The sequence below is a fragment of the Paenibacillus sp. TSA_86.1 genome (assembly GCF_052691815.1).
This window is the reverse complement of record NZ_JBQZGE010000003.1, coordinates 100525-125132: the sequence shown is the minus strand read 5'-3', so window position 1 is coordinate 125132 and position 24608 is coordinate 100525. Positions and strand designations below refer to the sequence as shown.

General features: G+C 46.6%; 18 protein-coding genes. 1 reads left to right on the top strand and 17 read right to left on the bottom strand.

The annotated features are described in order from the left end of the window. Positions 1-30: 30 nt before the first annotated feature. From ACUTVW_RS09600 to ACUTVW_RS09580, 5 genes are all read right to left on the bottom strand, one after another. On the bottom strand, positions 31-288 hold the full coding sequence (locus ACUTVW_RS09600; RefSeq protein WP_090915436.1) for a GlsB/YeaQ/YmgE family stress response membrane protein: 258 nt from the start codon (positions 286-288) through the stop codon (positions 31-33). Between the two features lie 334 nt (positions 289-622). Then, positions 623-1927 carry an AAA family ATPase gene (locus ACUTVW_RS09595; RefSeq protein ID WP_445645866.1) on the bottom strand — a complete coding sequence of 435 codons (1305 nt, stop codon included), beginning with the start codon at positions 1925-1927 and terminating at the stop codon, positions 623-625. After that, on the bottom strand, positions 1927-3390 hold the full coding sequence (locus tag ACUTVW_RS09590) for an RtcB family protein (RefSeq protein WP_445645577.1): 1464 nt from the start codon (positions 3388-3390) through the stop codon (positions 1927-1929). The genes ACUTVW_RS09595 and ACUTVW_RS09590 overlap by 1 nt, the downstream gene beginning before the upstream one ends. A gap of 549 nt (positions 3391-3939) precedes the next feature. Then, positions 3940-4758 (bottom strand): TerC family protein, encoded by an 819-nt coding sequence (locus ACUTVW_RS09585; protein ID WP_445645865.1) that lies wholly within the window; start codon positions 4756-4758, stop codon positions 3940-3942. Between the two features lie 276 nt (positions 4759-5034). Beyond that, on the bottom strand, positions 5035-5352 hold the full coding sequence (locus ACUTVW_RS09580; RefSeq protein WP_445645576.1) for a DUF3817 domain-containing protein: 318 nt from the start codon (positions 5350-5352) through the stop codon (positions 5035-5037). Positions 5353-5554: 202 nt separating this feature from the next. On the opposite strand from ACUTVW_RS09580, the gene ACUTVW_RS09575 reads away from it, so the two are divergent. Continuing rightward, entirely contained in the window at positions 5555-6658 is a 1104-nt protein-coding gene (locus tag ACUTVW_RS09575) for a glycosyltransferase family 4 protein (protein WP_445645575.1), read from the top strand. 15 nt (positions 6659-6673) lie between these two features. Here ACUTVW_RS09575 and ACUTVW_RS09570 read toward each other — a convergent pair whose 3' ends face one another. The 12 genes from ACUTVW_RS09570 to ACUTVW_RS09515 form a co-directional block, all read right to left on the bottom strand. Next, the gene (locus ACUTVW_RS09570) at positions 6674-7036 is read right to left on the bottom strand and encodes a DNA-binding protein (protein WP_445645574.1); all 363 of its coding nucleotides are present in this window, start codon (positions 7034-7036) and stop codon (positions 6674-6676) included. 40 nt (positions 7037-7076) lie between these two features. After that, positions 7077-8048, bottom strand: coding sequence for a helix-turn-helix transcriptional regulator (locus ACUTVW_RS09565; RefSeq protein WP_434749819.1), 972 nt, complete (start codon positions 8046-8048; stop codon positions 7077-7079). Between the two features lie 296 nt (positions 8049-8344). After that, positions 8345-8863 (bottom strand): hypothetical protein, encoded by a 519-nt coding sequence (locus ACUTVW_RS09560; RefSeq protein WP_445645573.1) that lies wholly within the window; start codon positions 8861-8863, stop codon positions 8345-8347. 234 nt (positions 8864-9097) lie between these two features. Beyond that, positions 9098-9730 carry a 50S ribosomal protein L25 gene (locus tag ACUTVW_RS09555; protein WP_445645572.1) on the bottom strand — a complete coding sequence of 211 codons (633 nt, stop codon included), beginning with the start codon at positions 9728-9730 and terminating at the stop codon, positions 9098-9100. Between the two features lie 292 nt (positions 9731-10022). Further along, positions 10023-12899, bottom strand: coding sequence for a type I pullulanase (gene pulA, locus ACUTVW_RS09550; protein WP_445645571.1), 2877 nt, complete (start codon positions 12897-12899; stop codon positions 10023-10025). A 269-nt stretch (positions 12900-13168) separates the two neighbouring features. Further along, on the bottom strand, positions 13169-15289 hold the full coding sequence (pulA, locus tag ACUTVW_RS09545) for a type I pullulanase (RefSeq protein ID WP_445645570.1): 2121 nt from the start codon (positions 15287-15289) through the stop codon (positions 13169-13171). Positions 15290-15733: 444 nt separating this feature from the next. Continuing rightward, the gene (locus ACUTVW_RS09540; RefSeq protein WP_445645569.1) at positions 15734-17263 is read right to left on the bottom strand and encodes an extracellular solute-binding protein; all 1530 of its coding nucleotides are present in this window, start codon (positions 17261-17263) and stop codon (positions 15734-15736) included. A gap of 122 nt (positions 17264-17385) precedes the next feature. Continuing rightward, positions 17386-18489, bottom strand: a complete 1104-nt coding sequence (locus tag ACUTVW_RS09535; RefSeq protein WP_445645568.1) for a glycoside hydrolase family 88/105 protein — start codon at positions 18487-18489, stop codon at positions 17386-17388. Between the two features lie 23 nt (positions 18490-18512). Further along, positions 18513-20012: an extracellular solute-binding protein gene (locus ACUTVW_RS09530; protein ID WP_445645567.1), complete on the bottom strand. Its 1500-nt coding sequence runs from the start codon at positions 20010-20012 to the stop codon at positions 18513-18515. Positions 20013-20096: 84 nt separating this feature from the next. After that, complete coding sequence (locus ACUTVW_RS09525) at positions 20097-20969, bottom strand: carbohydrate ABC transporter permease (protein WP_434749810.1); 873 nt, start codon at positions 20967-20969, stop codon at positions 20097-20099. A gap of 45 nt (positions 20970-21014) precedes the next feature. After that, the gene (locus ACUTVW_RS09520) at positions 21015-21968 is read right to left on the bottom strand and encodes an ABC transporter permease (RefSeq protein WP_434749809.1); all 954 of its coding nucleotides are present in this window, start codon (positions 21966-21968) and stop codon (positions 21015-21017) included. A gap of 296 nt (positions 21969-22264) precedes the next feature. Beyond that, positions 22265-24601, bottom strand: a complete 2337-nt coding sequence (locus ACUTVW_RS09515) for a helix-turn-helix domain-containing protein (RefSeq protein ID WP_445645566.1) — start codon at positions 24599-24601, stop codon at positions 22265-22267. Positions 24602-24608: the final 7 nt, after the last annotated feature.

Below are 24608 nucleotides of genomic sequence, written 5' to 3'. Positions count from 1 at the left end.
TTCGTAATGGAAAACTTCGCTCGGCTTATGTTACCCGCGGCTTCGTCCCATCGAACGGAAGATCAAGCTGACAATCGCTACAAGCACAATCGCACCAATCAATGCCGGTACAATGTGGAATCCGCCCATTTCAGGACCCATGTCTCCAAGAATGACTCCGCCTAACCATCCACCGATAAAACCAGCAACGATATTACCAATAATACCGCCCGGGATGTCACGACCAACAATCAGACCTGCGAGCCAACCAATGATACCACCGATAATTAATGACCATAACCAACCCATATCATTCACCTCTAATTTAAAGTTTTTGTTGCGTCTGACTACTATTAACCGCTCCGAAGACATTTAAACAATTGGCATAAAAATTGTTGCATATTACCTTTTGTCCAGAATGCTTTCTTCTCTGCTGCACAGGCGTTTCGTGAGGTCATGACAACAGGCCGCGTCAGTTTCCGGCATCTCATCAGCACATGGCTGCGATATGTACCTCCCGAAAATCATTGTATGTTACCAGAGACAAGGTTAGTATACCCAGTGAAGGTGAATTTATATTTATGGCAGATGCATCAATACTGCAAACTCAGCATTTATATCAGAGTGACATCAGTGTATTAGATCAATAAAATCCGGCTCTTCCCTTGCCCGGCTGTGCAAGCCAATTATGTTTCTGGCTTTTGTCCAGCTCGCCTCGCATAGACTGAATGACTTGAACAATATCCGTCCGACCATTTTGATGCCACTCCAGCGCAGCACTGACATACAGTTCACCGAGTTGTGCAAGCGAGAATGTATCCGTCAGACGAGCAGCCTCTATCGTTCCTTCTTCACCTGCAAACACACCGAATCCACGCTGACGCAAATATTGCAGGCGCAACTCTTCATCGGGCAGTGGAATCTCATATGCCCGGTCGAATCGTCCGGCACGGTTCATCAGACCCGGATCGATTTTCTCGGGATAGTTCGTGGTTCCGATCAAGAAAATACCTTCTTTGGACGTTGCACCATCGAGCGTGTTCAGGAAAAAGGAGCGAACTTCATCTGGCATCGAGTCGATATCTTCGATAATCAGCACCATCGGTGCCAGCCGTTTGGCTGCATCAAACACTTCACGCACCGACTCACTGTTGGTGTATTCGGTAATTTGCCAGTACGCAGCTGGGCCAGGAATACTGCCTGCTATCGATTTCACCAGTGTTGTTTTTCCGTTTCCTGGATGTCCGTAGAGCAGAATTCCACGTTTGTAAGGGATATCGTAATCCCGGTAAAAGGAACGATCCGCTTCAAAGAACTGGTCCAGCGAACGGAAAATATCCTGCTTAATTTGTGCAGAGAGAACCACATCTTCTCTGCTCACCGAACGGGTTATCGACTCCACATGACGATCACTGCCGTTACGGGCATCCGTGTAAACTGTTACTTTTTTCATATTTTGCTGACGCTCGCGTTCCCGGACACTTCCCAGAAACTGCTTCATCTCTTCATCCCCTACCGCAAACACAAAGTCCTCACTGTAGATGCCGTTCTCCCGAAAAAAAGGTACCCGCACCAGTGCTACGCCCCATTTCGGATAAGCAAATACGTTGTTACGGATGGAATAGTGCACACCATATGTAGGCACATCTCCATCATCATCATAATGCAGAGTCTGCAGTTCAAGATCCTCAAATATACGGGCTACCAGCTCAACTTCGTTACTGCCATTTTGCAAGTCTTCCCGCAGCAGTTCCCAATATTCGTTGTTGGGGTCAGAGCTTGAATACAACTTATATTGCACGCCATACCGTTGCAGGAGTGCCTCCCCAATCCCGCGAATCAGTCTGGAATAGACCGCATACCCTTCTACCCGGATTCGCGTGTCATGTTGTTCATCATAGGCATAGACTGCCCGCATTGGACTTATCTGTTTTTCGTTATCGTTCATCATTTCGCTCCCTTTACCGCAGCAAGCGGTTTACATTTGGCTACCACTCGGGCCAGTCCGGCACCGGTAACACTATCTATAATTTCATCGACGTTTTTGTACGCCTGAGGTGATTCATCAATAATGGATTCGAGGGATCGCTGGTTCACGACAATCTCGTCCGCCGTCCCCACACCCAGTGCGGCAGCAAAATCTTCAACGGTCACCAAACGTTTCGTTGCTGTACGTGATCGTACCCGACCTGCACCATGACAAATGGAATAATAGTTGTCTGCTCCTTCAGGTTGACCGACCATGATATACGAAGCCGTACCCATCGAACCGGGAATCAGTGCAGGATGGCCCGTAGCCATGTAAGGCTTGGGATTATCCTGGTGACCCGCAGGCAATGCCCGGGTTGCTCCTTTCCGGTGTACAAACACGGAACCTCGCTCTGCATGAGATTCTTCCCAAGCGTAATTGTGCATCAGGTCGTACAGTGTGCGGAATTCACATTTTGGCCCAAATATGTCCTGGAATGCCTCCCGAATCGCATAGGCGATGAGATGGCGATTCACTACAGCATAATTCAAAGCAGAGTACATCATGTTAACGTAATGACGACCTTCCGCATGCTCCAGCGGGGCAAATACCAATCGGGGATCAGAAGTGCCTAGCCCAAGCCGCTGCATGACTTTGGCGATCGCAGCCGAACTTGTCTGGCTCACTTGCCCGCCCCATGCCCTTGAACCGGAATGGATCATCACGGCAATCTGTCCATCGTAAAGCCCCCAAGCCTCGGCCACTTCACGATTCTCCTCTGCAATCTCAATGGACTGGATCTCGGCAAAGTGATTCCCGCCACCCAGTGTGCCAAGCTGACGATGCGAACGATGCCAGGTCATATCCGGGACAAGGTTTAAGACATTCTCGTCATACGTAAACTTACTGCTCTCCACATGAGTCAGTGAAGTGGATTTCTTCGGTGTGTAGCTGTCGGGAATATATTTCTTCGGCAATCCATGCAGCCCTTTGCGTACAATGTGCTCTAATCTTATATCAGAGAAATGCCCCCGCTGGCTGGCCTCCATTGGAAGCACCTTTTCAATCGCTTTAACCAATTTACGACGCAGCTTTACTTCCTTCAGATCATCCTTATGCAGATTGGTCAGATGTACCCGCATACCACAGCCGATATCACTGCCCACGATGGAAGGAGATACATATCCGCCCTGTGCCTCCCATACCGCCGTTGTTCCGATACAAGTTCCCACACCCACATGTACGTCCGGGGTATACCCCATATAAGAAATGCCCGGGATTTGCAAATTGTTGTTAGCCATCTCAAATACTTTGTAGTCCAGAGAAGAAAATAGTTGCTGTGCTGCATACACGGTAAGTTCTCCCGCTGGTAATTTAACTTGATGGCGATAACCCCCGGTCATTTCGTTCAAGCTTTCAAAACCATTCCTTTTGTTATTCATATATAAGTGTAATTCCTTCCTAGTCGTTCAGCAAATTCGGTTTGCTGCTGTTTTATAAAAATATAGAAAAAGCCATGGACTCATCGCCCATGGCTTCTACTACATGACAATAAAGGATAACAACACAAAACGGAATTTGTGTATGTCATCCATCGCTTGATATCGCGAAGAACGCATATTACTTATAGACATCACATGTTACGCTCAGTTGTGATCTACAAACAATATGCCCGTTCTCTTATGTCGACCGTATGAGGCCAAAAAGACGATGAGCCGGATATACAATTGTGTCAATGCTTCTGTGTCCTGGATTCAATTCATAACCTAACGTCATGTCTCTCGGCCTCCCTTCTTAATTGATATGTATATATTAAGGGTACATCTTTTATAATGTCAACCCTTTTCTTGGAAATTAAAGCAGGCAAACGTTATAACGATTTAGACAAAACAGGAGGTTGTCCGGGGACAACCTCCTGTTTTTTTACTTTTTAACGGTTATTCACTGCTGTATCCTGTCATATTGCCGGATAGCATTCTAATCTTGAATCCTTAGAGCTTAGCCTGCTCCTGCAGTTCTTCCACAGGATTCTCATCTTCCTTTTCTGGCACTTTGGATGAAAGGAACCAACCACACAGAGCAATCGTGATTAATACAATATAGAAACCAAACTTCCATATTTTATTTTCCGGGAAATGCTCATCCAGAACAGCCAATGAAGGATGCGCAAGCGTGATTACGGACAATTTGACCCCTACCCAACCTACAATCACAAAAGCAGCAACTTCAAGACCCGGACGGGAATGCAGTAATTTCACGAAGAATGATGCTGCGAAACGCATGATGACAAGCCCGATAAAACCGCCGAGGAAGATGACAATGAACTGTCCGCCATCCAGACCGCCAATTGGCGGCAAGCCGCTTGGAGGCAAAGCGACCGCCAGAGCAACCGCTGCTAATATCGAGTCTACTGCAAAAGCAATGTCCGCGACTTCAACCTTAAATACGGTCATCCAGAAACCGGATTGTTTCTTCGGTTTTTTGGGGGCATCGTCAGCTGCTTCATCTGTTTTATTTCGGCCACTCAACACCTTCTTGACGATATGGTTTATCGAGATGTACAGAAGGTACAGTGCCCCGATCGCTTGGACCTGCCACACATCCACGAGGAATGAGATCAGGAACAACGACCCGAGACGGAAAATAAATGCACCCATCAGACCATAAAATAAAGCTTTTTTACGCTTTTCCTCAGGCAAATGTTTAACCATAATTGCGAGTACCAGGGCATTATCTGCTGCCAGCAGTCCTTCAAGAACAACCAAGACTAAAAGTACCCACCCATATTCTAATAATAGTGCTGGTTCCAACATTAACTCCTCCTTAATATGCTTATGATGTACAAAAAAAAGGATCTTTACCATTACTGGTAAAGATCCTTTTTTAACCACAAAAAGAGACCTTTACCGAGCATGAATACTTGGTAAAGGTCTCGCTAACAACAAATTGCTGCCAATAAAGCCGGGGATGAAATCCCGAATTGACGACTTTACTGTAAAAGCTACTCCCCTTTAACAGGAATATGTAGTTTTAGTTGATACCGATGAATAACCTGTAACCATCATATTTCATACCATAAAATAAAGTCAAGCTTTATTTACGGATTCACGGGCTATTTTTCGAAATACAAAAAAATCGTAAATCATATTGCCCAGCGGTATAAAAGAAATGAAGAACAGCGCAATGGGACGGCGCAGACGCCACTTCTGAACCGTATATAAAGACACCATAAACAAAAGGTACATCAGGAATAGAAAACCATACAGGTTGCCAAACCAAGTAACCGCCTGAGGCATAATCCCCGCATCGCGAAGGGGAAAGGCAACAAATAACAACAATACATATGAAATCCCTTGTAACCATAACATTAGCCGGAAACGACCCAGCATTGAACGTAACATCATCTTCCTCCTGATTCTATGCAATTGTATCCTGTACAGTATATCACAAAAGCAGTCTCGATCCTCATCTAGCCTGGCAGTAGAATATTCCATGAACTATCTGATGAACCAATATATATACGTCACACAGGAGCCAAAACTCCTTCTCTAACATACAATGCTTGAAATGGGGCATTACTGATGTCGGACAAGGAGGAGCGGTTTCATGAAAATAGTCCTGATTGCACCGGAAAAATTGCCTCTGCCCGGCAATGGTTCCGTGGAAATCTGTATACTAGGTATTGCACACGAACTTGCCCGCCGTCATCAGGTAACCGTTATAAGTCGTGCAATACATGGTTTACCAGCGCTTGAACAGATTGAACATATTACAATTCATCGAATCCCCGTATCAAGTGTTGCAGGCTACACAGGCGCTGCCATTCGTTTGCTACGGACAATCGATGTTGATGTCATTCAAGTGGATAACAGACCTTACAGCATGGCGGTTATTAAACAGGCTTTTCCTCAAACACCTGTTGTCCTTTACCTCCACTCACTTACTTTCGCTCAGCCCGGCCCCCGGAAGCTGGCTATGCTAAAAAAGGCCGATTGTATTGCTGTGAACAGCCAATCGTTAAAACACAGACTCAGCCGCCGTTTTCCTGCCGTAAAGAAACGGTTGAACGTTGTACCACTAGGTACTGATCTTGAACGATTCCGGCCGCTCTCCAGCAGTGAGGAGCGGCTTCGCTTGCGTGAAAGATTTGGAATCACTGAAGGTTTCACTGTCCTGTACGCAGGAAGAGTCATTCCTGGCAAAGGAGTCGATGTTCTCATTCGCGCGGTTGCTTTCGTACAGAAGCAGGTACCTGTTCAGCTGGTCATTGCAGGCAAGGGCCCTCCAGGATATGTGCGTTCACTACGTAAACTGACACAGAAACATAACGTATATGCAGCCTTTCTGGGGCAGATGAATCATGAGCAGATCGATCAGCTCTATCGAAGTGTCGACTGCCTGGTCTGCCCTTCACAGAACCATGAGGCGTTTGGCCTGGTGAATGTAGAGGCTTTGGCTTCCGGTATTCCTGTAATCGCTTCGGATAATGGTGGTATCCGCGAGATTATCCACTCGGGAATAAACGGATACTTGATATCCGAATACAAGCAACCTCAGCAGTTCGCTTCTTCCTTGTACCGGCTGGCTACCTGCCCAGATCTTGTGCAATCCATGGGAAAAAGCGGCCGTGAAACTGCGAGTGCACAATTCAGCTGGGCAAGAACCTCCTTGTATTTAGAGGCTGCGTACACAAGGCTCATCCGTCCATGAGCCTTTTTTTCCTGATCAGGCTTTCTCACGGAACTGCCATTCCGCAATAATAGAGTCTATCTGTGATACAGGAACATGCGTTATTTCAATCAGTTCAATAATAACCATATCCTTCATCATAAATCTCACTTTGGCACAGGTTTGTTGATAGAAAGCATCATAGAACCCTGCTCCGGTCCAACAGCCATGGGGAACCTTCCCAGTCTGGTTAACGATATAGCCCACCTCACCTATTGGGGGGATAACCACTTTGATGGCTTGATGATCCAAGCGATTATCCGGGTCTTTTACAAGATACAGTGTGTCCCCCACATGTAGAGCCTGTGCTCCGTGATCGTTTTCCAAGCCCATCATTGCAGCAAAAATTTTGATACTCATACCCATGCTCCTCTTCCAAACTATATTTCTTGGTGTATGACTATAAAGCCTTCTCATCTTCATAGTGCTCCAGCCATGTTAAAAGTTGTTTACGTATCTCTCTCCGGTACTCCCGAGGCTCAAGCACCTCAGCTTCAGGACCGAACTGATATAACCATTGTAAGAATTCACGGCTGCTATTCAGGGTTACTTCAAATAACAATCCACCATCCGCAAGATCTGTCATGCGCGGACGAACAAACATCTCTTCTTCCTTTATGTAGGGGGCAACTTTTTCAGAAAATCTCACCTTAAAATGAATATGTTCGTCCCCTCGGACAACAGACCATGTATTTTTCATATATTGGGTTATATTGAAGTCACCCATATCAAATACAGTATTAGTACGTATAACATCCAAAAAACGGCTGATGCGAAACAAGCGAACTCTCTGCTGTAGATGACAGTATCCTATCAGATAAAAACGTTGGTCACGCGGTACGAGATAATAAGGGTCTATATGCCGAACCGTAATTTCGTTATCAGTGAGCGTATGATAATGAGCCTGGATCGTCTGTCCATCTAAAATCGCTTCGATAATGGGAATTAACAAGTTGGGATCTTTTCCCTCTTCACGGTAAGCAGGTATCCCCATCCGAATAATGCCTGCAATATTTTCCACAATTTCACTGTTCCTTGTTTTTAATTTGGTATGTGCCGATATGACCTTATCAAAAGCTGAATCGAATTCAACAGGTAATTTCGATGTATCAACTAAGGCCGGAAGCATACAGAAGAGCATGGCCTCCTGTTCGGTAAAATCTAAAGGATACATGGCAAACTCACCAATAAACCGATAACCTTTTCCATATCCTTCATTCATAATGGGAGCAACCCTGTCCAAAATCCGGAGATCGCGATAAATGGTGCGCACCGTTGTACCACATTTCAGCGCCAATTCTTTCGCAGAGATTCCGGGATTAGCTTGTATAGCCTGAAGTATACGCAGCAGACGAATTAATTTCTCTGTCATGTAGTTTCTCCCCTTCGATATTTTATCGGCAAGGAAAACTAGTTCCTTTAGTTCATATATAAATCTTTAGTCCCAAATGACATTTCGCAATTTCACCTTTTATTTATAGTCCAATTGAACTTTTCCCCTCTCTAAATATACCTTTTCTTACTTGCTTGCGTAAATTAATAACCCAATTTTTGATTTTCCTAAGCCTGAAAGCCTATACAAATACCTAAAAAAAATACAAAAAAGCCCTGCTCTTCAAAAGACACAAGGCTCACAACGTCTATTCAACTTATTAAACTCTTATATGTTTATTCGTGCATCGTTACTAATTTATTCAGCACATGAACGATATGATCACATAATGCCGGAATATCGTGCATCTGCTCCTCATTCACGTGCCGCTCAAAATAAACGCTGGCGGAAACGTTGAATGATATCGGATTTTCTCCAAAAATATAGTGGATATGCTGCACTACCCGCTGATCAGGCCAATTCTCTTGCATCATCTGCTGGATGTCGAGACAACGTGAGTCCGGTTCCTTCGTCACCAATCCAAAACGAAGTTCCAATGCGCAGCCTGGATGGCTGTCTGGCGTCTCCAGAATCTCTGCGGCAATTGCTTCCAGCGAGCTTTTCAGTACCACTTCAGCAGTTATGACAGCATGATCTCTCAGGCAGAACTGTAAGGTGAATTCACGGGACATGCTTGCCATTTCTAATTGATCCCGGCGATGGGTAATGTGAATACTCTCATCTAGATTATCCAGGTCATAGAGGTAATTCTCAAAGGCTACTTTTAAATTATCGTACACAGTGGGGTCAAACATATGGGGAACCTGCTTTCTTTTCTTTTTTCTTTTTCATCTATCTCCACGTTGTACCACAAATGCGACCTTGAATCCAATGAGCCATGTTTTTTCGAATATTCCTATGTAACAATGAGCTACTCAGGACGTTTTCTATCTAACTTCATCTTCATCATCGAAAAAAAGCTCAGTCCACAAGGAGTGGACTGAGCTTGGACATGCTTTACGCGGAATCTTCCGGATTCCAACGTTCGCCTATTCTTCTGCGGATTGCTCTTCTGATGATTCCGGTGCTGCTTCCTCAGCAGAAGCAGTTGGTTCCTCTTCAACAGCCTGCGGTGGCATTACCGAAGCAACGATGGAGTCTGGTGACGTAACAAGTGTCAAACCTTTATCCAGTTTAATGTCGCCTGCCGTCAAGCGATCGCCGATTTCCAGAGCACTGACGTCAACTGCAATGGATGTTGGCAGATCTGCCGGCAAACCTTCAACTTCCAGTTGCGTTTCCTGTGTCTGGAATACACCGCCGGCTTTGGAACCCGCAGCAGTACCTTGGAAATCAATCGATACGCTAACACTGATAGGTTTATTTTTTGAAATCTGCAAAAAGTCTACGTGTAACAAACGGCCGTTACGCTCCTGCTGATCCTTGATCAGGACGGGCACGGTTTTGCCGCCCTCCACATTAAGATTAAACATCTCGGAGCGGCCTGTACGAGCCACTTTCAGCATTTCTTTTTCATCCACATGTATGGCGGCACCTTCTTGTCCCGGTCCGTATACTACGGCAGGAACTCGTCCACCTTGTCTTAACAGGCGCAGTGCTGCACCTTTCTTTTCCGTTCTTGGCGTTGCTGTAAGTTGAGCCATTTTTCCGTTGGATTTCATGATTGAACATCCTCCTTCAAGGGATCCCTACTTTGAATTTGTTGGCAAGCTCTGCGGCTTCTCTCGTAGACCGAAACGGTCTTTTTTCTGAGACCATATGTTGGGCCATATCTATATTTACCCCAATGATCCAGTTTCTAAAACATAAACCTGGATATTTATAACCTTTTTTTGTCATTCCATCTGATTTGGGGTACACCAAAACAGCCGGAGTTCCTTCCGGCTGCAAGAGTGGTGATGCTATCAAATGTTAAGCTTAACTCCCTGTCATAAGCGTACGGAACAGCACGTTCTAAGCACTGTTCAGATCATTCGTTTCACGATTTTCCCGTACTATCTGCATCGTATCTGACCCGCTTTGCACGATAATCTGTACGTCACTATCCTCAGGTACGATATCCACATAGCGATCTCCGCAAGTGTCCTTGGCTTCCCACTCGTGCAACCTGATGATAAAACCGAGATGATGCAAACCTGGGGCTACACGGAACCGAGCTTCTGCAATATTGCCTACCCGCTCCAACCGAACGGCTCCGTCCTCCATACCCGTTCCCCACACCCATACATCCCAGCCATCGTAGCAGTGATCCGCTCGCTCGTAACGGATCGTCACGGTTCGTGACATATGTCTATGAACCGTGACTGCATAAGTTGCCCGAATGTTACCCACTTCAGCGCTAATCACCGATTTTCCCGTTGTTAATGCCCTTACAATACCAGCGTGACTTACGACCGCTATATCTGAATGAGAAGAATTCCAGCGGATATGGGCATCTGTGAGTGGCTGCCCGTATTGATCCAGCACGAGCGCACGAAATCGACTAATTCGAGTGGTATACAGCACAGGCTCCCCTACGATTTCGATTCGCTCAGCATACCGGACGTCTACCTGAACGTGACACGACGTTGTAAGTGAACCCACGCTTGCCGTAATCGTAACTTCCCCTCGGTTCAACGTGTGGATGATACCATCTTTTTCTATAGCAACCATACCTGGATCGGATGATCTCCACAATATTGGTACATTTTCCAGAACATTGCCGATATGATCCCTCACCGTAACTCGCAGCAGAGAAGTCTCCTGCGGAGCGAATACCCGGCGCGGAAGAGCGATCTCCAGCGAAGCAGGATCGGTCTCAACAGCACGCTCCACATCATATAAAACCATGAGCGACCACCGTTCCACCTGAACTTCTCCGGTTACGGTCTCAATCACGTCTGTTCCGGCCGAATGATGATTCACGACAACCTTCCATTCACCCTCATCCAAGTGTATGGACCGGGATTCATCCGAGCCATTATAAATAACGATAATTCGATTCCAAGAATCCTCATTGGCCCCATGCTCCAGCATATAAGCGACGACATTTCCGTCCATCCGAATGAAGCGAAGATGTCTACGAACCTGTTCCGCCTCCGTCATGCGAAACGCTGGATGGGTACGCCGCAAGTGGATCAACCCGCGATAATAATCGAATACAGGTCTGAAGCGGGCTTTATTTGCCCAAGTAATCGTATTTACCGCATCACCGCTTCGATAACTGTTATGATCCCCGATCTTGGATCTTAACATCTCATCCCCGGCATGCAGAAATGGTATTCCCTGTGAAGTGAGTAGTATGCCCGATGACAGCAGCGAGCGGCGAACCAATTCATTATGCATCACATGCGTTTCATCTACATATCGATATGGATTGGCGGCTTTAACCGCAGATTCGGCACTCCCCCCCTCCACGGGCTGTCCGTCTTTCCATACGGGAAAGCCCAAATCATGGCGAAGATGGAGGGATGTTGCGATTTTGTCCCACAGATTAAGATTATCATGAGCTGTTACATAATTAACGGTTTCTGCCGGGGAAGAGGCGAAGTCATCCAGTGCTCCCGCAACCCCTTTGCCAATCTCATACTCCTGACCTCCGGCTCCCGTGATGAATCCTCTGCTGCTGCCGTCACTGTCCCCTTTAATGGCACTGCGAAAATGGTCATTGAATACCGCAAATCCCTTGTCCCTCTGCGTTCCTTTGAGTGTTTGACGATCCAGCGGCGAGTCGCCTCCCATCCACGGCTCTCCATAGATCAGAAAGGCAGGATCAATCTGCTCTCTTAACTCACGAGTGAGTTCACTCATGGTGTCCTGATCGATCAAGGCCATCAGATCAAACCGGAATCCATCGATATGATATTCCTCAGCCCAAAAGCGCAAGGAATCCAGAATATATTTTCGTACCATGGGGCGCTCTGTCGCCAATTCATTGCCTACACCCGAACCATTGCTGAGGGTACCATCCTCATAATAACGGTAAAAATAACCTGGAACGATCCGTTCAAAAGGGCCTTTCTCCACGCTGTAGGTATGGTTGTAGACGACATCAAGGACAACACGGATGCCTTGTCTGTGCAGCGACTGGATCATCGATTTGAATTCCCGGATGCGAACAGCAGGGTCCCGCGGATTCGTCGCATATGAACCTTCAGGAACATTGTAATGCTGCGGATCATAGCCCCAGTTATATGGAGTTTTGACCGTTGTGTCGGCGTTCGCTGCTGCAAGCTCATTTACCGTTTGGTAATCGGCTACAGGTAGGAGATGTACATGGGTAATCCCGAGTTCAGCCAGATGATCGATGCCGATTCGGTTGCCCGCCCCATCCGTAAGTCCAGTAGCTGTAAAAGCCAGATATTTGCCTTTGTACGGCAGTTCGGCCTGCGGATCAGAAGAAAAATCTCGTACATGAAGTTCGTAGATGATTGCATCAACCGGATGTACAAAAGAGGGCTTCACATCCTGATCCCAACCCTCAGGATCGGTTGTCTCCAGGTCAATGATCGCCGTCCGCTGTCCATTGGCTGTAACCGCTTTGGCATAAGGGTCTGGTGCGACTTCTACCCGCTGATCCTCATGAACGATGTGATACATATAAAAGTGTCCTGCCCAGTCACCCGAAAGCGTAAGTTGCCAGATACCTTCTGTATCTCGTGTCATCGCATACGCCTGACCATCCTCATGATTGGTTACATTGCCGAGAGCATTATATTCTCCCTCATTTTCAAAAATGAGTATATTTACCAACTGTGCTGTAGGTGCCCATACTTTGAACGTACTTACAGCACAGGTATAAGTTAAGCCAAGATCGTTGCCTTCATAACAAAAAGAAGTCCATTCGGGCATCGTCCCACCGCCTTTATATCCTTTAAATTCGTATTGTCCCGATGTTACGAAGCGGGACGCTATTTGTCAACCCGGGGTTGTCTGTACTTAAAAATATCGGTTAGAGCGACACATTCGATGAGCAATCGCTTTCATCTATCATATGTAAACAAGCGCGGTGGTTGACAGCGTATGTACCTGTGAAATCAAAAAAACACTCCCTTTTAATATCAAAGGGAATGTTATGCTGTATGATTTTTGACCTGGTAACATCACCACTGGCTATCTCTTCAGGATCGTGAATACAACACGGTCATAGATAACATCTTGACCTCTACCTGGGTTTTATTGCTGTCACGATTGTTCTTGCTGTTCTGAGTGTTCTCTATGCCCTCGATCGTGCGGAGCGAATTCACACCAGCCCTTCCATCTTCAACAACAACTTCCCATGTGCCTGAGGGGATAGATACCACATGAGATTCTCTGCTAGCGTTATAGATCACCATAATCCGTTGCCATGCATCATCAACATCAGCAGTCGCACCCTGTAGCTCATATGCGAGCAATCCTTTTTCTTTTTGCAAAAGACGAACATGCTGCTCTATCGCTTCGCCTGTACGCATACGAAAGGCCGGATGCTCCCGCCGCATGCGAATCAAACCACGATAATAGTCAAACACCGGCTGGAAACGCTGTTTGTGATCCCAATGAATCGCATTAACTACATCTCCACTCTCATGGCTATTGACATCCCCGTATTTGCTGCGCAGTAACTCATCTCCGGCCGCAATTAGCGGAATGCCTTGCGAAGTCAGCACAATACCATTGGCAAGCAGGCAGCGTTTGACCGTCTCGTTCTCAAGTACATGATCTGGATCTATCTGAAGATAAGGATCGGCCTCTCGAACAGCCTCATTCACATGATCGAACCCACGGATACTTCCATCCTCGTTATAGTCAAAAAAGCCCAGCATATCTTGCAACCCTTGCGTCCGTGCCACCTTATCCCACAGATTGAGATTGTCATGTACAGTTACATAGTTAATCGTCTCAGCAGGCCCTTCCGTAAAATCATGAATAGACCCTTGCACGCCTGTCCACAACTCATCTTCCTTCCCATCTTCGCCAGTTGCAAACCCCTTGCCATCTCCATCACTATCTCCTTTAATTACGCCGCGGAAATTATCGTTGAATACTGCAAATCCTGCTCCACGCTGCGTTCCCTTCAGAGTCATTTCCTCTCCCAGAGGAGATTCCATCGCAGCCCAAGGTTCGCCGTATAACAGGATGGAAGGGGACACCTGAGAATGAAGCTCCGATGCAAGCTGTTTCATGGTGGTAACATCGATCAGCCCCATCAGATCAAAACGGAAACCGTCCACATGATATTCCTCTGCCCAGAAGCGCACCGAATCGATAATAAATTTACGAACCATGCTTCGTTCTGTTGCCACTTCATTGCCTGTTCCTGAACCATTACTATACGTTCCGTCTGCGTTTTGACGATAATAGTACCCCGGAACCAGTTTTTCAAACGAGCTGTTCTCCGTATCAAACGTATGGTTATAAACTACGTCCATAATGACACCTATACCTTTACGATGAAGTGCCAGGATCATAGACTTGAATTCACGGATTCGTGTTTCAGGATCATCGGCGCGTGTTGCATAAGAGCCTTCTGGTACATTGTAATGCAGCGGATCGTAACCCCAGTTATAGTTGGAGACATCCTTCGGATCCTGATCCACAGTGGACTCATCTACCGTAGCAAAATCAAATACAGGCAACAGATGCACATGGGTGATGCCCAGTTCAGCCAAATGATCGATTCCCAGCGTATTACCTGCAGCGTCACGCAGTCCCGTTTCCGTGAACGCCAGGTACTTTCCTTTATTGGTAATTCCAGAAGAAGGATGAATGGAGAAATCCCGGACATGCAGTTCATACAGGACGGCATCCGTAGGATGCTCTAATTTCGGTCGCACATCCTGCTGCCATCCCTCAGGGTGAGTCTCCTCCATATTCACGATGACACCCATTTCTCCGTTCATGGTTACGGCCCGGGCGTAAGGATCAACTGCAATCGTTGAAGTTCCATCGGCAAAGGTTGGCTTGAACATGTAACGATAACCTCGTAAATTCCTCTGCACGTTTAGAACCCACACATCCTGTTCACCACACTGCATGGGCAGGGCCTCCCACTCCACTTCATTCGATGTGTGGTCGGGATCTCCACCTGTGTGAGGCGGATACAGAAGAAGTTCCATCTGAATAGCAGTTGGAGACCAAACCTTGAAATAACTGAAATTCGATTCTGTGGTAACACCCAGATCTCTTCCTTCATAAGCGCTTTTAATTAAGGATGTGTCCGTTTTCCTGGCTATTTGTTGTTTCTGAACATCGTCGATCATAGTGTTTCCCCTCTCGATGAGCGTAGTGTAGTTGTAGCGTGATCATGAATGGAAGGTGTAGTGGGTCTGTAATGTGTATAAAAAAACAAATGCTCCTTACCTTTATACCCGTTCCTCGGGTCAAGCATAATTTACTCACGCAAAAAAGAAGCAACCCTGATGCGGAATCACATCACAGCTGCTTCATACTTGAGGATGAACCTTCTATGTTTGTCTCGTATTTTGGTATCATTTTCATATCTCCCCATGATCCTAAGGTAACCCCCCTTCCAAAGACCTACTTTTCATCCTAAAAACATAAAAAAGGCCATGAATCCGCAGATTCATAGCCTTATGCTTTAAGGTGTGGTCTCACTTATTAAATTTTGGAATTTTTACTCTTTTATAGAATAATCTCATCCTTTTCATGAAATCAACCTTTTTTTTAAAAAATTGCACTCTCATTTATTTCCCGTTCAATTCTTTATACGAAGCTTCCAGTTCAGTGATCAGCTGGTCACCGCCTGCTTTTCTCCAGTTAGCAATTTCTTGTTCCCAGCCAGCATCGTCAATCTTACCCATAATGTACTTGGTCTGAGCATCCCAGATCATCTGATCCAGTTCTTGGCCACGCTCCGTGTAGATTACCGAAGAGAGAGTAAGAGCAGGATTAGCAATTGCATACTGTTCATTTTCACGAGCCATCTTCGTACCTTTCATACCAATAGGAACATCGACAAGTTCAGGTACGTTGTACCCTTCAACACTCAGCAGATTATCACGATATGGTTTGACCTCACGCTGATAAGCATCGAAGTCCTTCAGTTCCGTTTTACCGTCTGAAGTCTTGGCATAATGCACATCGAGCAATCCACGCAGTTGCAGCGTGCTGAGTTCCTCGTCCATCAGTTTATCCAGGAATGTCAGTACCTTTTTGAGCTGCTCTTCATCCGTAACCGATGCTTTTGGAATAACCAACATACCGTAGTTTCCCGGCTCGCCGGCAATGCGGATACCGTCTGGTCCCTGGAATGGGGCCACATCAATGACGCCATCGGGAGCGTTAGGTGTAAGTCGTTGCTGTGCCGATTTTCCGTTCTGGGCGACACCGTTCAGTTTCATCGCAACGAGACCTGAATCCATTTTTTTGTCCGCATCCGAAGGATCCAGTGCAGGGAAGTCACTATTAATCAACCCTTCATTGAACAGCCGCTTGAACAGCTTCATTGTATCCACATATTCAGTAGTCAGGAACTCCGGTGTTAATTTACCAGCGTCATCTACGCCCCATTTGTTAACCCCGCCAATACTTACCGCAATCCGAGTCAACGGTGAGGATACACCCTCATTATACTTTTTGAATAACAGCGCACCATACGTATCTTCCTTGCCATTACCGTCCGGGTCATCCTTACGGATGGAACGCATGACCTCATACCAGCCATCCAGGTTTTTCGGGATATCCAGTTTTAGCTTGTCAAACCAGTCTTTCCGATAAACGATAGCCGTCCGGCCAATATCCCGGAAATTAGGAATACCGTAGATTTTGCCCTCGATCTTGATATTATTAAAATGTGCCTCTGACTGGGCGGACAAGTTTTTATAATCCTTCAGATAAGGCCCGAGTTCCCAGAACAGCCCCGTCTTAGCCGCGTTAAATGTGGTAGGTACGTAATTGACACGCATAATCGTTGGCATCTCCCCGGATGCCACCATGACATTCACCTTGTCGTCGAACGCCGACTGTGGAATCCACTGCACGTTTACATCCGTATTCGTGTATTCCTCGATCTTCTTCTCAATTGCATTTTCCTTGGCGGGTACATCACCCACCTGCATCAATGAAATGGAAATGGGCATTTTGCCTTCCCCGGCAGCTGGAGCTTTTTCTCCCCCGCACCCTGCCAGCAGGCCAGCAGACAACGCACCAACGATGACGAAGCTGCCTACGCGAAACATAGGACTCTTTAAACTTTTTGGACTTTTTGGACTCATGAACCATCTCTCCTTTTGGATAAACCTAATGTTCAGCGAACTTGCCCTCATTCCTCAATCATAGCTGCCTTTAACCTCGTAATGTATGCGCTATCATAACGCTTTGGAGAAAAGAACCGGCGTTATGCCAGTTCCATCTCTACCCCTGCCAAAATAAACGGAGCAACCGATTTTGGATCATTGATTCGAATAGATTCGGTTACATAATACTCATAGGATCCATCACGATACGGGGTTCCCCCAAGACCTGCTCCCCCGTTGCACTGTGTCAGGGAAAGCGTACCTTCCTGATCTGTCTGCAGCAGATGTTGCAACAGACCTTGATATCCTTTTTCTGCAATAGCTTTGAACTTTCCGCTCAAGTATCCTTTACGCACGCCCTTAGCCAGTGCATACACAAACATCGAGGTACCCGAAGCCTCCAGGTAATTCCGCTCACGCCCTGGCTGATCCAGCAGATGCGGCCACAAACCGGTCTGCTGATCCTGTACATGGATTAGTTCATTCGCGAGCCGTTCGAAAATACCGATAATCTGTCCACGCTGCTCATGATCGACCGGCAGATAATCCAGCGTATCTACAACCGCCATCACGTACCAGCCCACAGCCCGGCTCCAGACATGCGGTGAACATCCTGTCTCTCCGGAGCTCCAGCGCTGCTCTTTGCTCTCGTCCCATGCGTGGTAGAGCAAGCCGCTGCGTGGATCACGCGTTCGCGCTTCCACCAACAACAATTGCAGAGCAGCCTTGTCGAACCACTTCTCTTCACCAGTCACGGCTCCATATTGGGTCAGGTAAGGTGTTGCCATGTACAATCCATCCAGCCACATTTGGAATGGGTAGATCTTCTTGTGCCAAAACCCACCTTCACTTGTGCGCGGCTGCCCTTTCAGCTGCTTCATCAGCAGCTCAGAAGCTTTGCGATACTTTTCCTGACCCGTTTTCTCCAGCAAGAAAAATAGCGATTTTCCCTGGTTGATCTGATCCAGATTGTATTCCTCAATTGTATAAGAGCGAATCGATCCGTCTTCCTGAATAAAATGATCCATGAGCTCCTGAATATAATCGAAATATTTCTGTTCGCCTGTACGAGCATACAGCTCCTCCAGTGCTTTTAACAGACAGCCGTTCTCATAATGCCAGGTAGCGTACAGCTCGTGGTTGAGATAACTCTCCATAAACTGGTCGGCCATGCGCATAGGTGTATGTTGTAACGTTTCCTTCATGATCAAACCTCCGGTTTCGCTCCTTATTGAGCCTGTTTTTTGTAATCCTCAGCATATTCTTCACGGATTTTGGTTCCGCCTGCTTTAGCCCAATTCTCAATTTCTTTTTCCCAGCCGCTTTGATCAATCTTGCCCATAATATACTTGGTTTGCGCATCGGCAATCACCTGATCCAGATCTGCTCCGCGGTCACCATAGGTTGGCGAATACAACGTCAAAGCAGGGTTTGGCACAGCATGTTCTGCCAGTTCCTTCACCAATGCTGTTCCTTTTTCGCCAAGCTCGGTGTCCTTCAGTTTAGGTACATTGTAACCATCAACATAAGGGAAATTATCCCGATATGGCTTCACTTCACGCTGGAAAGCATCGAAATCACTCATTTCCACTTCGTTGTCTCCGACTTTGGTGTAATGTTTGCCTTCCATACCACGCATTAGCAGTGTTGCCATCTCCGGATCCATCAGTTTATCCAGGAACGAGAGCAGGCTTTTCAGCTCTTCCTCCGATTTTACGGTTGCTTTCGGGAAAGCCAGAATGCCTGAGTTTCCTGTCTGTCCAGCTACACGGTCACCATTCGGCCCGAGCAGACCTGCAATATCCACAACGCCGTCCGGGTTATTCTTCGACAGACGTTCCTGCTGGCTTTTACCGTTCTGTGCCACACCAACACGCATGCCAACAACGCCAGAATCATACTTTTTCTCCGCTTCTGTTGAATCAAATACAGCGAAGTCTTGGTTCAACAATTTCTCATCGTACAAACGTTTCAGCAGATCCAGCACCTGCATATATTCCGGTGTCATGAATTCTGGTGTAAAACTGCCATCCTTCTCAACTTTCCATTTGTTCGGTGCACCAAAACTTACACCAAGACGAGTCGTAAAGGAATACTGATCCTCGTTATACTTTTTAAATAACATCAATCCAAACGTATTGGCCTGGCCGTCGCCATCCGGATCAGAAGTGGACAGTGCCTTGATCGTTTCGTACCACTCATCCGGTGTTGTTGGTACTTTCAGATTCAACTTGTCAAACCAATCCTTGCGGTAAATAACGGTTGCCCGAGCAATATCCGAGAATACCGGTACGCCGTAAATTTTCCCTTCAACCTTGATGTTGTCGAAGAAACGACCATTTTGGGCAGAAAGGTTTTTGTAATCGTTCAGCAATGGCCCGACTTCCCAGAATACGTCATTCCGCATCGCATTGGTCACCGTCGGGTTATACTGCACCTTCACGATTTTTGGCATGTCGCTGGAGGCGATCATAACATTAATTTTGTCATTGTACGCAGATGCCGGAATCCACTGGATGTCCAGTTTGGTGTTCGTATACTCTTCGATTTTTTTCTGTACATCATTGCCCTTGCTTGGTACATCACCCACCTGCGCAATAGCGATGGATACATTCTGTACGCCGCCTTCGGCAGCCTGACCCTCATCTGATCCGCATCCTGCCAGCAAACCGGTCACCAGAGCCATTGTACTCAGTACAGCTACGGCTTTCTTTTTTGTTGCCTTCATACATGAAAACCTCCCTTTTTGATATACAGTCACAAACTGGTATTCACAATTCAGTAATACGCTTCACACCATACGCTGCACCAATCACCCTTTTACCGAACCGAGCATCACTCCCTTGGCAAAATGCTTTTGCAGGAATGGGTAGACCAGCATAATCGGAATCGTAGAGAATACGATAACAGCCATGCGGATCGTAAGCGGCTGGATTTCCGTTTCTTCAATGCTCGTATCTCCGATTCGGCTTTGTGCCAAAATGACAATTTCACGTAGCCATACTTGCACCGGCCACTTTTCGCTGTCGTTGATGTAAATGACGGCACTGAAGAAACTGTTCCAGTGTGCTACGGCATAGAAGAGTGAAAAAGTAGCCATCGCTGGCATCGACAGTGGCAACACAATGCGGAACAAAACACTGACGTCGTTACAGCCATCGATTTTGGCCGCATCTTCCAACTCATCCGGAATCGCTTGGAAGAAGTTTTTGAGTACGATCAGGTTAAATGCACTGATTGCCGTTGGCAGCATCAAAGACCAGAGTGTATCGGTGAGATGCAGGGACTTCACGACAAAGTACGTGGGAATCATCCCGCCGCTGAACAACATCGTGAACAACACACCCAGCAAGATCGGCTGGCGTCCACGCAAGTACTTTCTCGATAACGGATAAGCCATAAGCGATGTAAATAGCAAGTTAAGCAGTGTGCCGACAACGGTAATATAGATCGACACGCCGAGACTTCGAATTAATGTATCTGTGGAAAAAATGTAACGATAAGCTGCCAAGGAGAATTCTTTTGGAAAAAGGATAAATCCGCCTTTAGCCACTTCATGCGGGCTGGTAAATGAAACAGCCAAAATATAAATGAACGGGATTACGGTCACAATACCAATCAAGAACAGCAAACCATGATTCACAAAATCAAAGATTCGGTTGCCCCATGTTTTATCCTGTTGCATCTGAATGTTCACTCCTGTCTGATGAAGAGCGTCTGCCTGCGTGCATTAATAGACGCCTTCCTCCCCGAATTTTTTGGCTAACGTGTTGGCACCCAGCACCAGCGCCAGTCCGACAACCGACTTGAACAATCCGACAGCAGCACTATAGCTGTACTGTGCCTGGGTAAGTCCCTTCGTGTATACGTAGGTGTCAAATACCTCACCCACATCACGATTGGTAGGTGTCAACATCAGGAAGATTTGTTCAAAGCCTGTATCCAGGAAGTTCCCCAGACGCAAAATGAGCAAAATGATAATGGTACTGCGAATCGCTGGCAATGTAATATGCCACGTTTGACGCCAGCGGTTGGCCCCGTCAATACGGGCAGCTTCGTAGAGCTGTGTATCTACACCGGAGAGTGCAGCGAGGAAAATGATTGTGCCCCATCCTACCTCTTTCCAAATGGATTGGCCCACAATCATTGTACGGAACCATCCCGGTTCAAGCAGGAACGCAATTTTTTGCCCCGTCAGATTATAAAGCAGTTCGTTAATCGCACCGCCTTCTGTCGTGAACAGCATGTAGAACACACCAACCACAACAACCCAGGAAACAAAGTGTGGAACGTAAACCAATGTCTGTACGAAACGTTTGAATCGCTCCCGCCGAACCTCATTCATCATCAAGGCAAGTACGATCGGCAGTGGAAAAAAGAAAACCATATTGTAAATCGCAAGCAAAAATGTATTTCTAAATAATGTCCAGAACTGCGGTTCACCAAAGAAACGCTGGAAGTGCTTGAATCCTACCCAATCGCTTCCCAGGATGCCTTTGTACGGGGTGTAATCCTGAAAAGCCATCGTAATGCCGTACATCGGTATGTATTTGAAGATAACAAAGTAAAGCACTCCCGGAATCAGCATAATGTACAGCCACCGGTTTTTGATGATGTCCCTCCACAGCAGGTTTTTGTCACTGCGGTTAGCGGGCCGTGTCCGAGCCGCCGTTTCGGCTTTCATAGTGTCTTCCTCCCCACGTTGGAAACGATTACAAAAGATCACTTCCTGAATTCATGTCTCCATTGTGGCGGATATGGCTATCACTGGCTATCGTCTCGTTTTATCCTCTTGTTTTCCCTTGTGCATCAAGGGTTTCAACGTTTTGAGAATGGGTACTCAAACACAAAATAAACTGTTTTCAACCTGAATGTTCCTGGTTTAACTCTGGCTTACAAGCTGCTACTGCGCCTTGAACAACCGTAAATTGAATGTGAAAAGCCTGCCTGCCATGGCGGGCAGAGCAGGCCTTGCTTTTTCTATCGCTGTTGCTCCCGATACTTGCCGGGAGTTGTTCCTGTGATTTTGCGAAATGTACGGATAAATGCTGTCGGGTTGGTATAATTTAATTTTTCGGCGATTTCTGATATTTTCAGATCTGTTGTCTGCAGCCACGTTTTGGCTTTTTCCATCCGGTACTCCGCAAGGTATTCGGTAAAATTCACGCCCGCTTCTTTCTTGAAGACCCGGCTTAGATAGACAGGATGAAAATTCAACTCTTCGGCACAAGCTTCCAGTGACAAATCCCGATCATACCGCTCCTCAATCAGTCGAATCATCCGGCGAGCGATATTCATATATTGGGACTCCTCCTGTTCCTTCCAGAATCGGATCACAGGCTGAAATAATCGCTTGCGAAACCAACTCGTCATCTCGTCCAGTGTAGACAGCTTAAGCAAGGATGCCATGGAGGCCTTCTCCCCCAGCACTTCCGCCACATCTCCGCCCTGCTCCTGCACAAGTTGATACCCCCGTGACAAGAGCTGCACCATAATGACAGGATACTCACTGAAATGAAGCTTTTTGTCCGCCAGTAATCCTAAATATTGCGTGAAATAGATATCTGTTTTCTCTTCGTCTCCCTGCTTGAGCGCTGAGGCTAATTGATCCTCAATCATTCGCAACTGTGTATAAAGCGCAGCTTCCATCTGACCTCTTGGTTGAATATCCTCATAGTGTAAAATAATACGGCTGCCCAAGCTGACTCTGCCCTGCAAAGCCTCCCTGCTCTCCTGGTACGCTCTGGGCGTGGCTCCAATGCTTGAATAAGCTCGACTAATGCCTATGCTTACCGGCAGATTGAGATAGGTTACCACCCGTTCACGAATCCAATCGGCCTGAGTATGCATCCATTCCTTCAGCTGTACTTCATCGTTCAGTTCAGAAGCAAGTACAGTCACCTGGGCATCATCCAGCATGACAGGTGTGAATCGGATCTCGGAAGGCAACAGTTCACCCACCATATTGTTGACGGCAAACAACAGCAAATCCCGATCCTGTTCTTCATACCTCGTGCCTTCGAGCGTATCAATCTGAAGCATAAGCACACCCAGATGTGACCATCCGGTCGGGAAATCATATAATTCTCCCTGATATCTAAAATCTTCTTCCGATATTTTGCCTGTCAGCAGCTTGGTCATAAAAAACTCCTGTAGGTGCACATGCTGCCCTTTCATCTGCTCACGCATCGTTTTTTCCGAACTGAACAGTGTTGACAATCGTTCTTCAATATAGATAAATTCATCCTGACGTCGTCCTGCTGGAGGAAGCGGCGAATCCAGACCTTTCGTAAATTGCAGTAGCCTTGAGATTGGTGAATACATACGCCGGCTGCCGTATATCGCCACAAGCCCTGTCACCAATAACATCATTAACGTTGCCACACCGGTTACCACCGCAATTTTCTGCGACTGGGCCGTAATCTGTCCGAGCGACACGACCGATACATACAACCAACCATTTAGAGGAGACTGTCTGTAGCTGACCGCTACGGACTTATCCTCCACTTCTGCACTAAAAAAACCTTGTGCTTCCCCCGTCGTCCGAACTTTCTCCTGAATCTCTTTGTTCAGCAGATCGTATTTATTTCCATAATTCGTGTCATTCAAAAAATATCTCTGATCCTTGTCCAGAACATACAGATCACCTGAATTCGGGTTCCGGCTCAAAAAGCTGCTAAGCTCTGCATCCGCAATATCAATGACAAGAAATCCTTTTGGTTTCACGTTAGTTGGAACCATCGGAATTTTAAAAACCATACTAACTACGTTATCAGAAGAGATCAAGGTGGGGGCTTGTTCCGTTAAAGCCTCTCCCATGCCTGCGGACACGGGTACACTCTCTTTGGATGAACGTTTATTCTGAGTCACCCAGAACAAACTGTTGGTGTATGTAAGATAAGTCCCAATTCGGTCTCGAATGCTGAAATCACCCAGTTTACCGAATGAACGCATCGATACCACCCAGTCCTGCTCCAGATTTACGAGATAAGCCTGATCAATACTTGTGACTGCCTGCAGATTGTTGAAACCTGATGTCAAATCACGAATTTCTTGAAATTCGCTGCTATCCAGCGGTTGCTTCATTGCCCGCAGAACCAGAGGCGAATTGACGTACTGGATCGAGGACAATTGTAAACTTCGCAATACTTGTTCCACTCGCATCTGAGTCTGATGTAGTATCTGAAGATTACTCTCACGCACTTTCTGTTCAATATCACGCGAAGCAATCGTGTACGAGACGGAACCAATCACAATGACTGGCAAGGCCCCAAGAATCATCGTAAAGCAGAGCAGACGCAATAGATATTTAGGCAAGAGGAGC

Bases quoted from the DNA above. Each gene is read 5' to 3' on its own strand.
- ACUTVW_RS09600 (WP_090915436.1), bottom strand. From the start codon at position 288: ATGGGTTGGTTATGGTCATTAATTATCGGTGGTATCATTGGTTGGCTC.
- ACUTVW_RS09595 (WP_445645866.1), bottom strand. From the start codon at position 1,927: ATGAACGATAACGAAAAACAGATAAGTCCAATGCGGGCAGTCTATGCC.
- ACUTVW_RS09590 (WP_445645577.1), bottom strand. From the start codon at position 3,390: ATGAATAACAAAAGGAATGGTTTTGAAAGCTTGAACGAAATGACCGGG.
- ACUTVW_RS09580 (WP_445645576.1), bottom strand. From the start codon at position 5,352: ATGATGTTACGTTCAATGCTGGGTCGTTTCCGGCTAATGTTATGGTTA.
- ACUTVW_RS09575 (WP_445645575.1), top strand. From the start codon at position 5,555: ATGAAAATAGTCCTGATTGCACCGGAAAAATTGCCTCTGCCCGGCAAT.
- ACUTVW_RS09570 (WP_445645574.1), bottom strand. From the start codon at position 7,036: ATGAGTATCAAAATTTTTGCTGCAATGATGGGCTTGGAAAACGATCAC.
- ACUTVW_RS09565 (WP_434749819.1), bottom strand. From the start codon at position 8,048: ATGACAGAGAAATTAATTCGTCTGCTGCGTATACTTCAGGCTATACAA.
- ACUTVW_RS09560 (WP_445645573.1), bottom strand. From the start codon at position 8,863: ATGTTTGACCCCACTGTGTACGATAATTTAAAAGTAGCCTTTGAGAAT.
- ACUTVW_RS09555 (WP_445645572.1), bottom strand. From the start codon at position 9,730: ATGAAATCCAACGGAAAAATGGCTCAACTTACAGCAACGCCAAGAACG.
- pulA (WP_445645571.1), bottom strand. From the start codon at position 12,899: ATGCCCGAATGGACTTCTTTTTGTTATGAAGGCAACGATCTTGGCTTA.
- pulA (WP_445645570.1), bottom strand. From the start codon at position 15,289: ATGATCGACGATGTTCAGAAACAACAAATAGCCAGGAAAACGGACACA.
- ACUTVW_RS09540 (WP_445645569.1), bottom strand. From the start codon at position 17,263: ATGAGTCCAAAAAGTCCAAAAAGTTTAAAGAGTCCTATGTTTCGCGTA.
- ACUTVW_RS09535 (WP_445645568.1), bottom strand. From the start codon at position 18,489: ATGAAGGAAACGTTACAACATACACCTATGCGCATGGCCGACCAGTTT.
- ACUTVW_RS09530 (WP_445645567.1), bottom strand. From the start codon at position 20,012: ATGAAGGCAACAAAAAAGAAAGCCGTAGCTGTACTGAGTACAATGGCT.
- ACUTVW_RS09525 (WP_434749810.1), bottom strand. From the start codon at position 20,969: ATGCAACAGGATAAAACATGGGGCAACCGAATCTTTGATTTTGTGAAT.
- ACUTVW_RS09520 (WP_434749809.1), bottom strand. From the start codon at position 21,968: ATGAAAGCCGAAACGGCGGCTCGGACACGGCCCGCTAACCGCAGTGAC.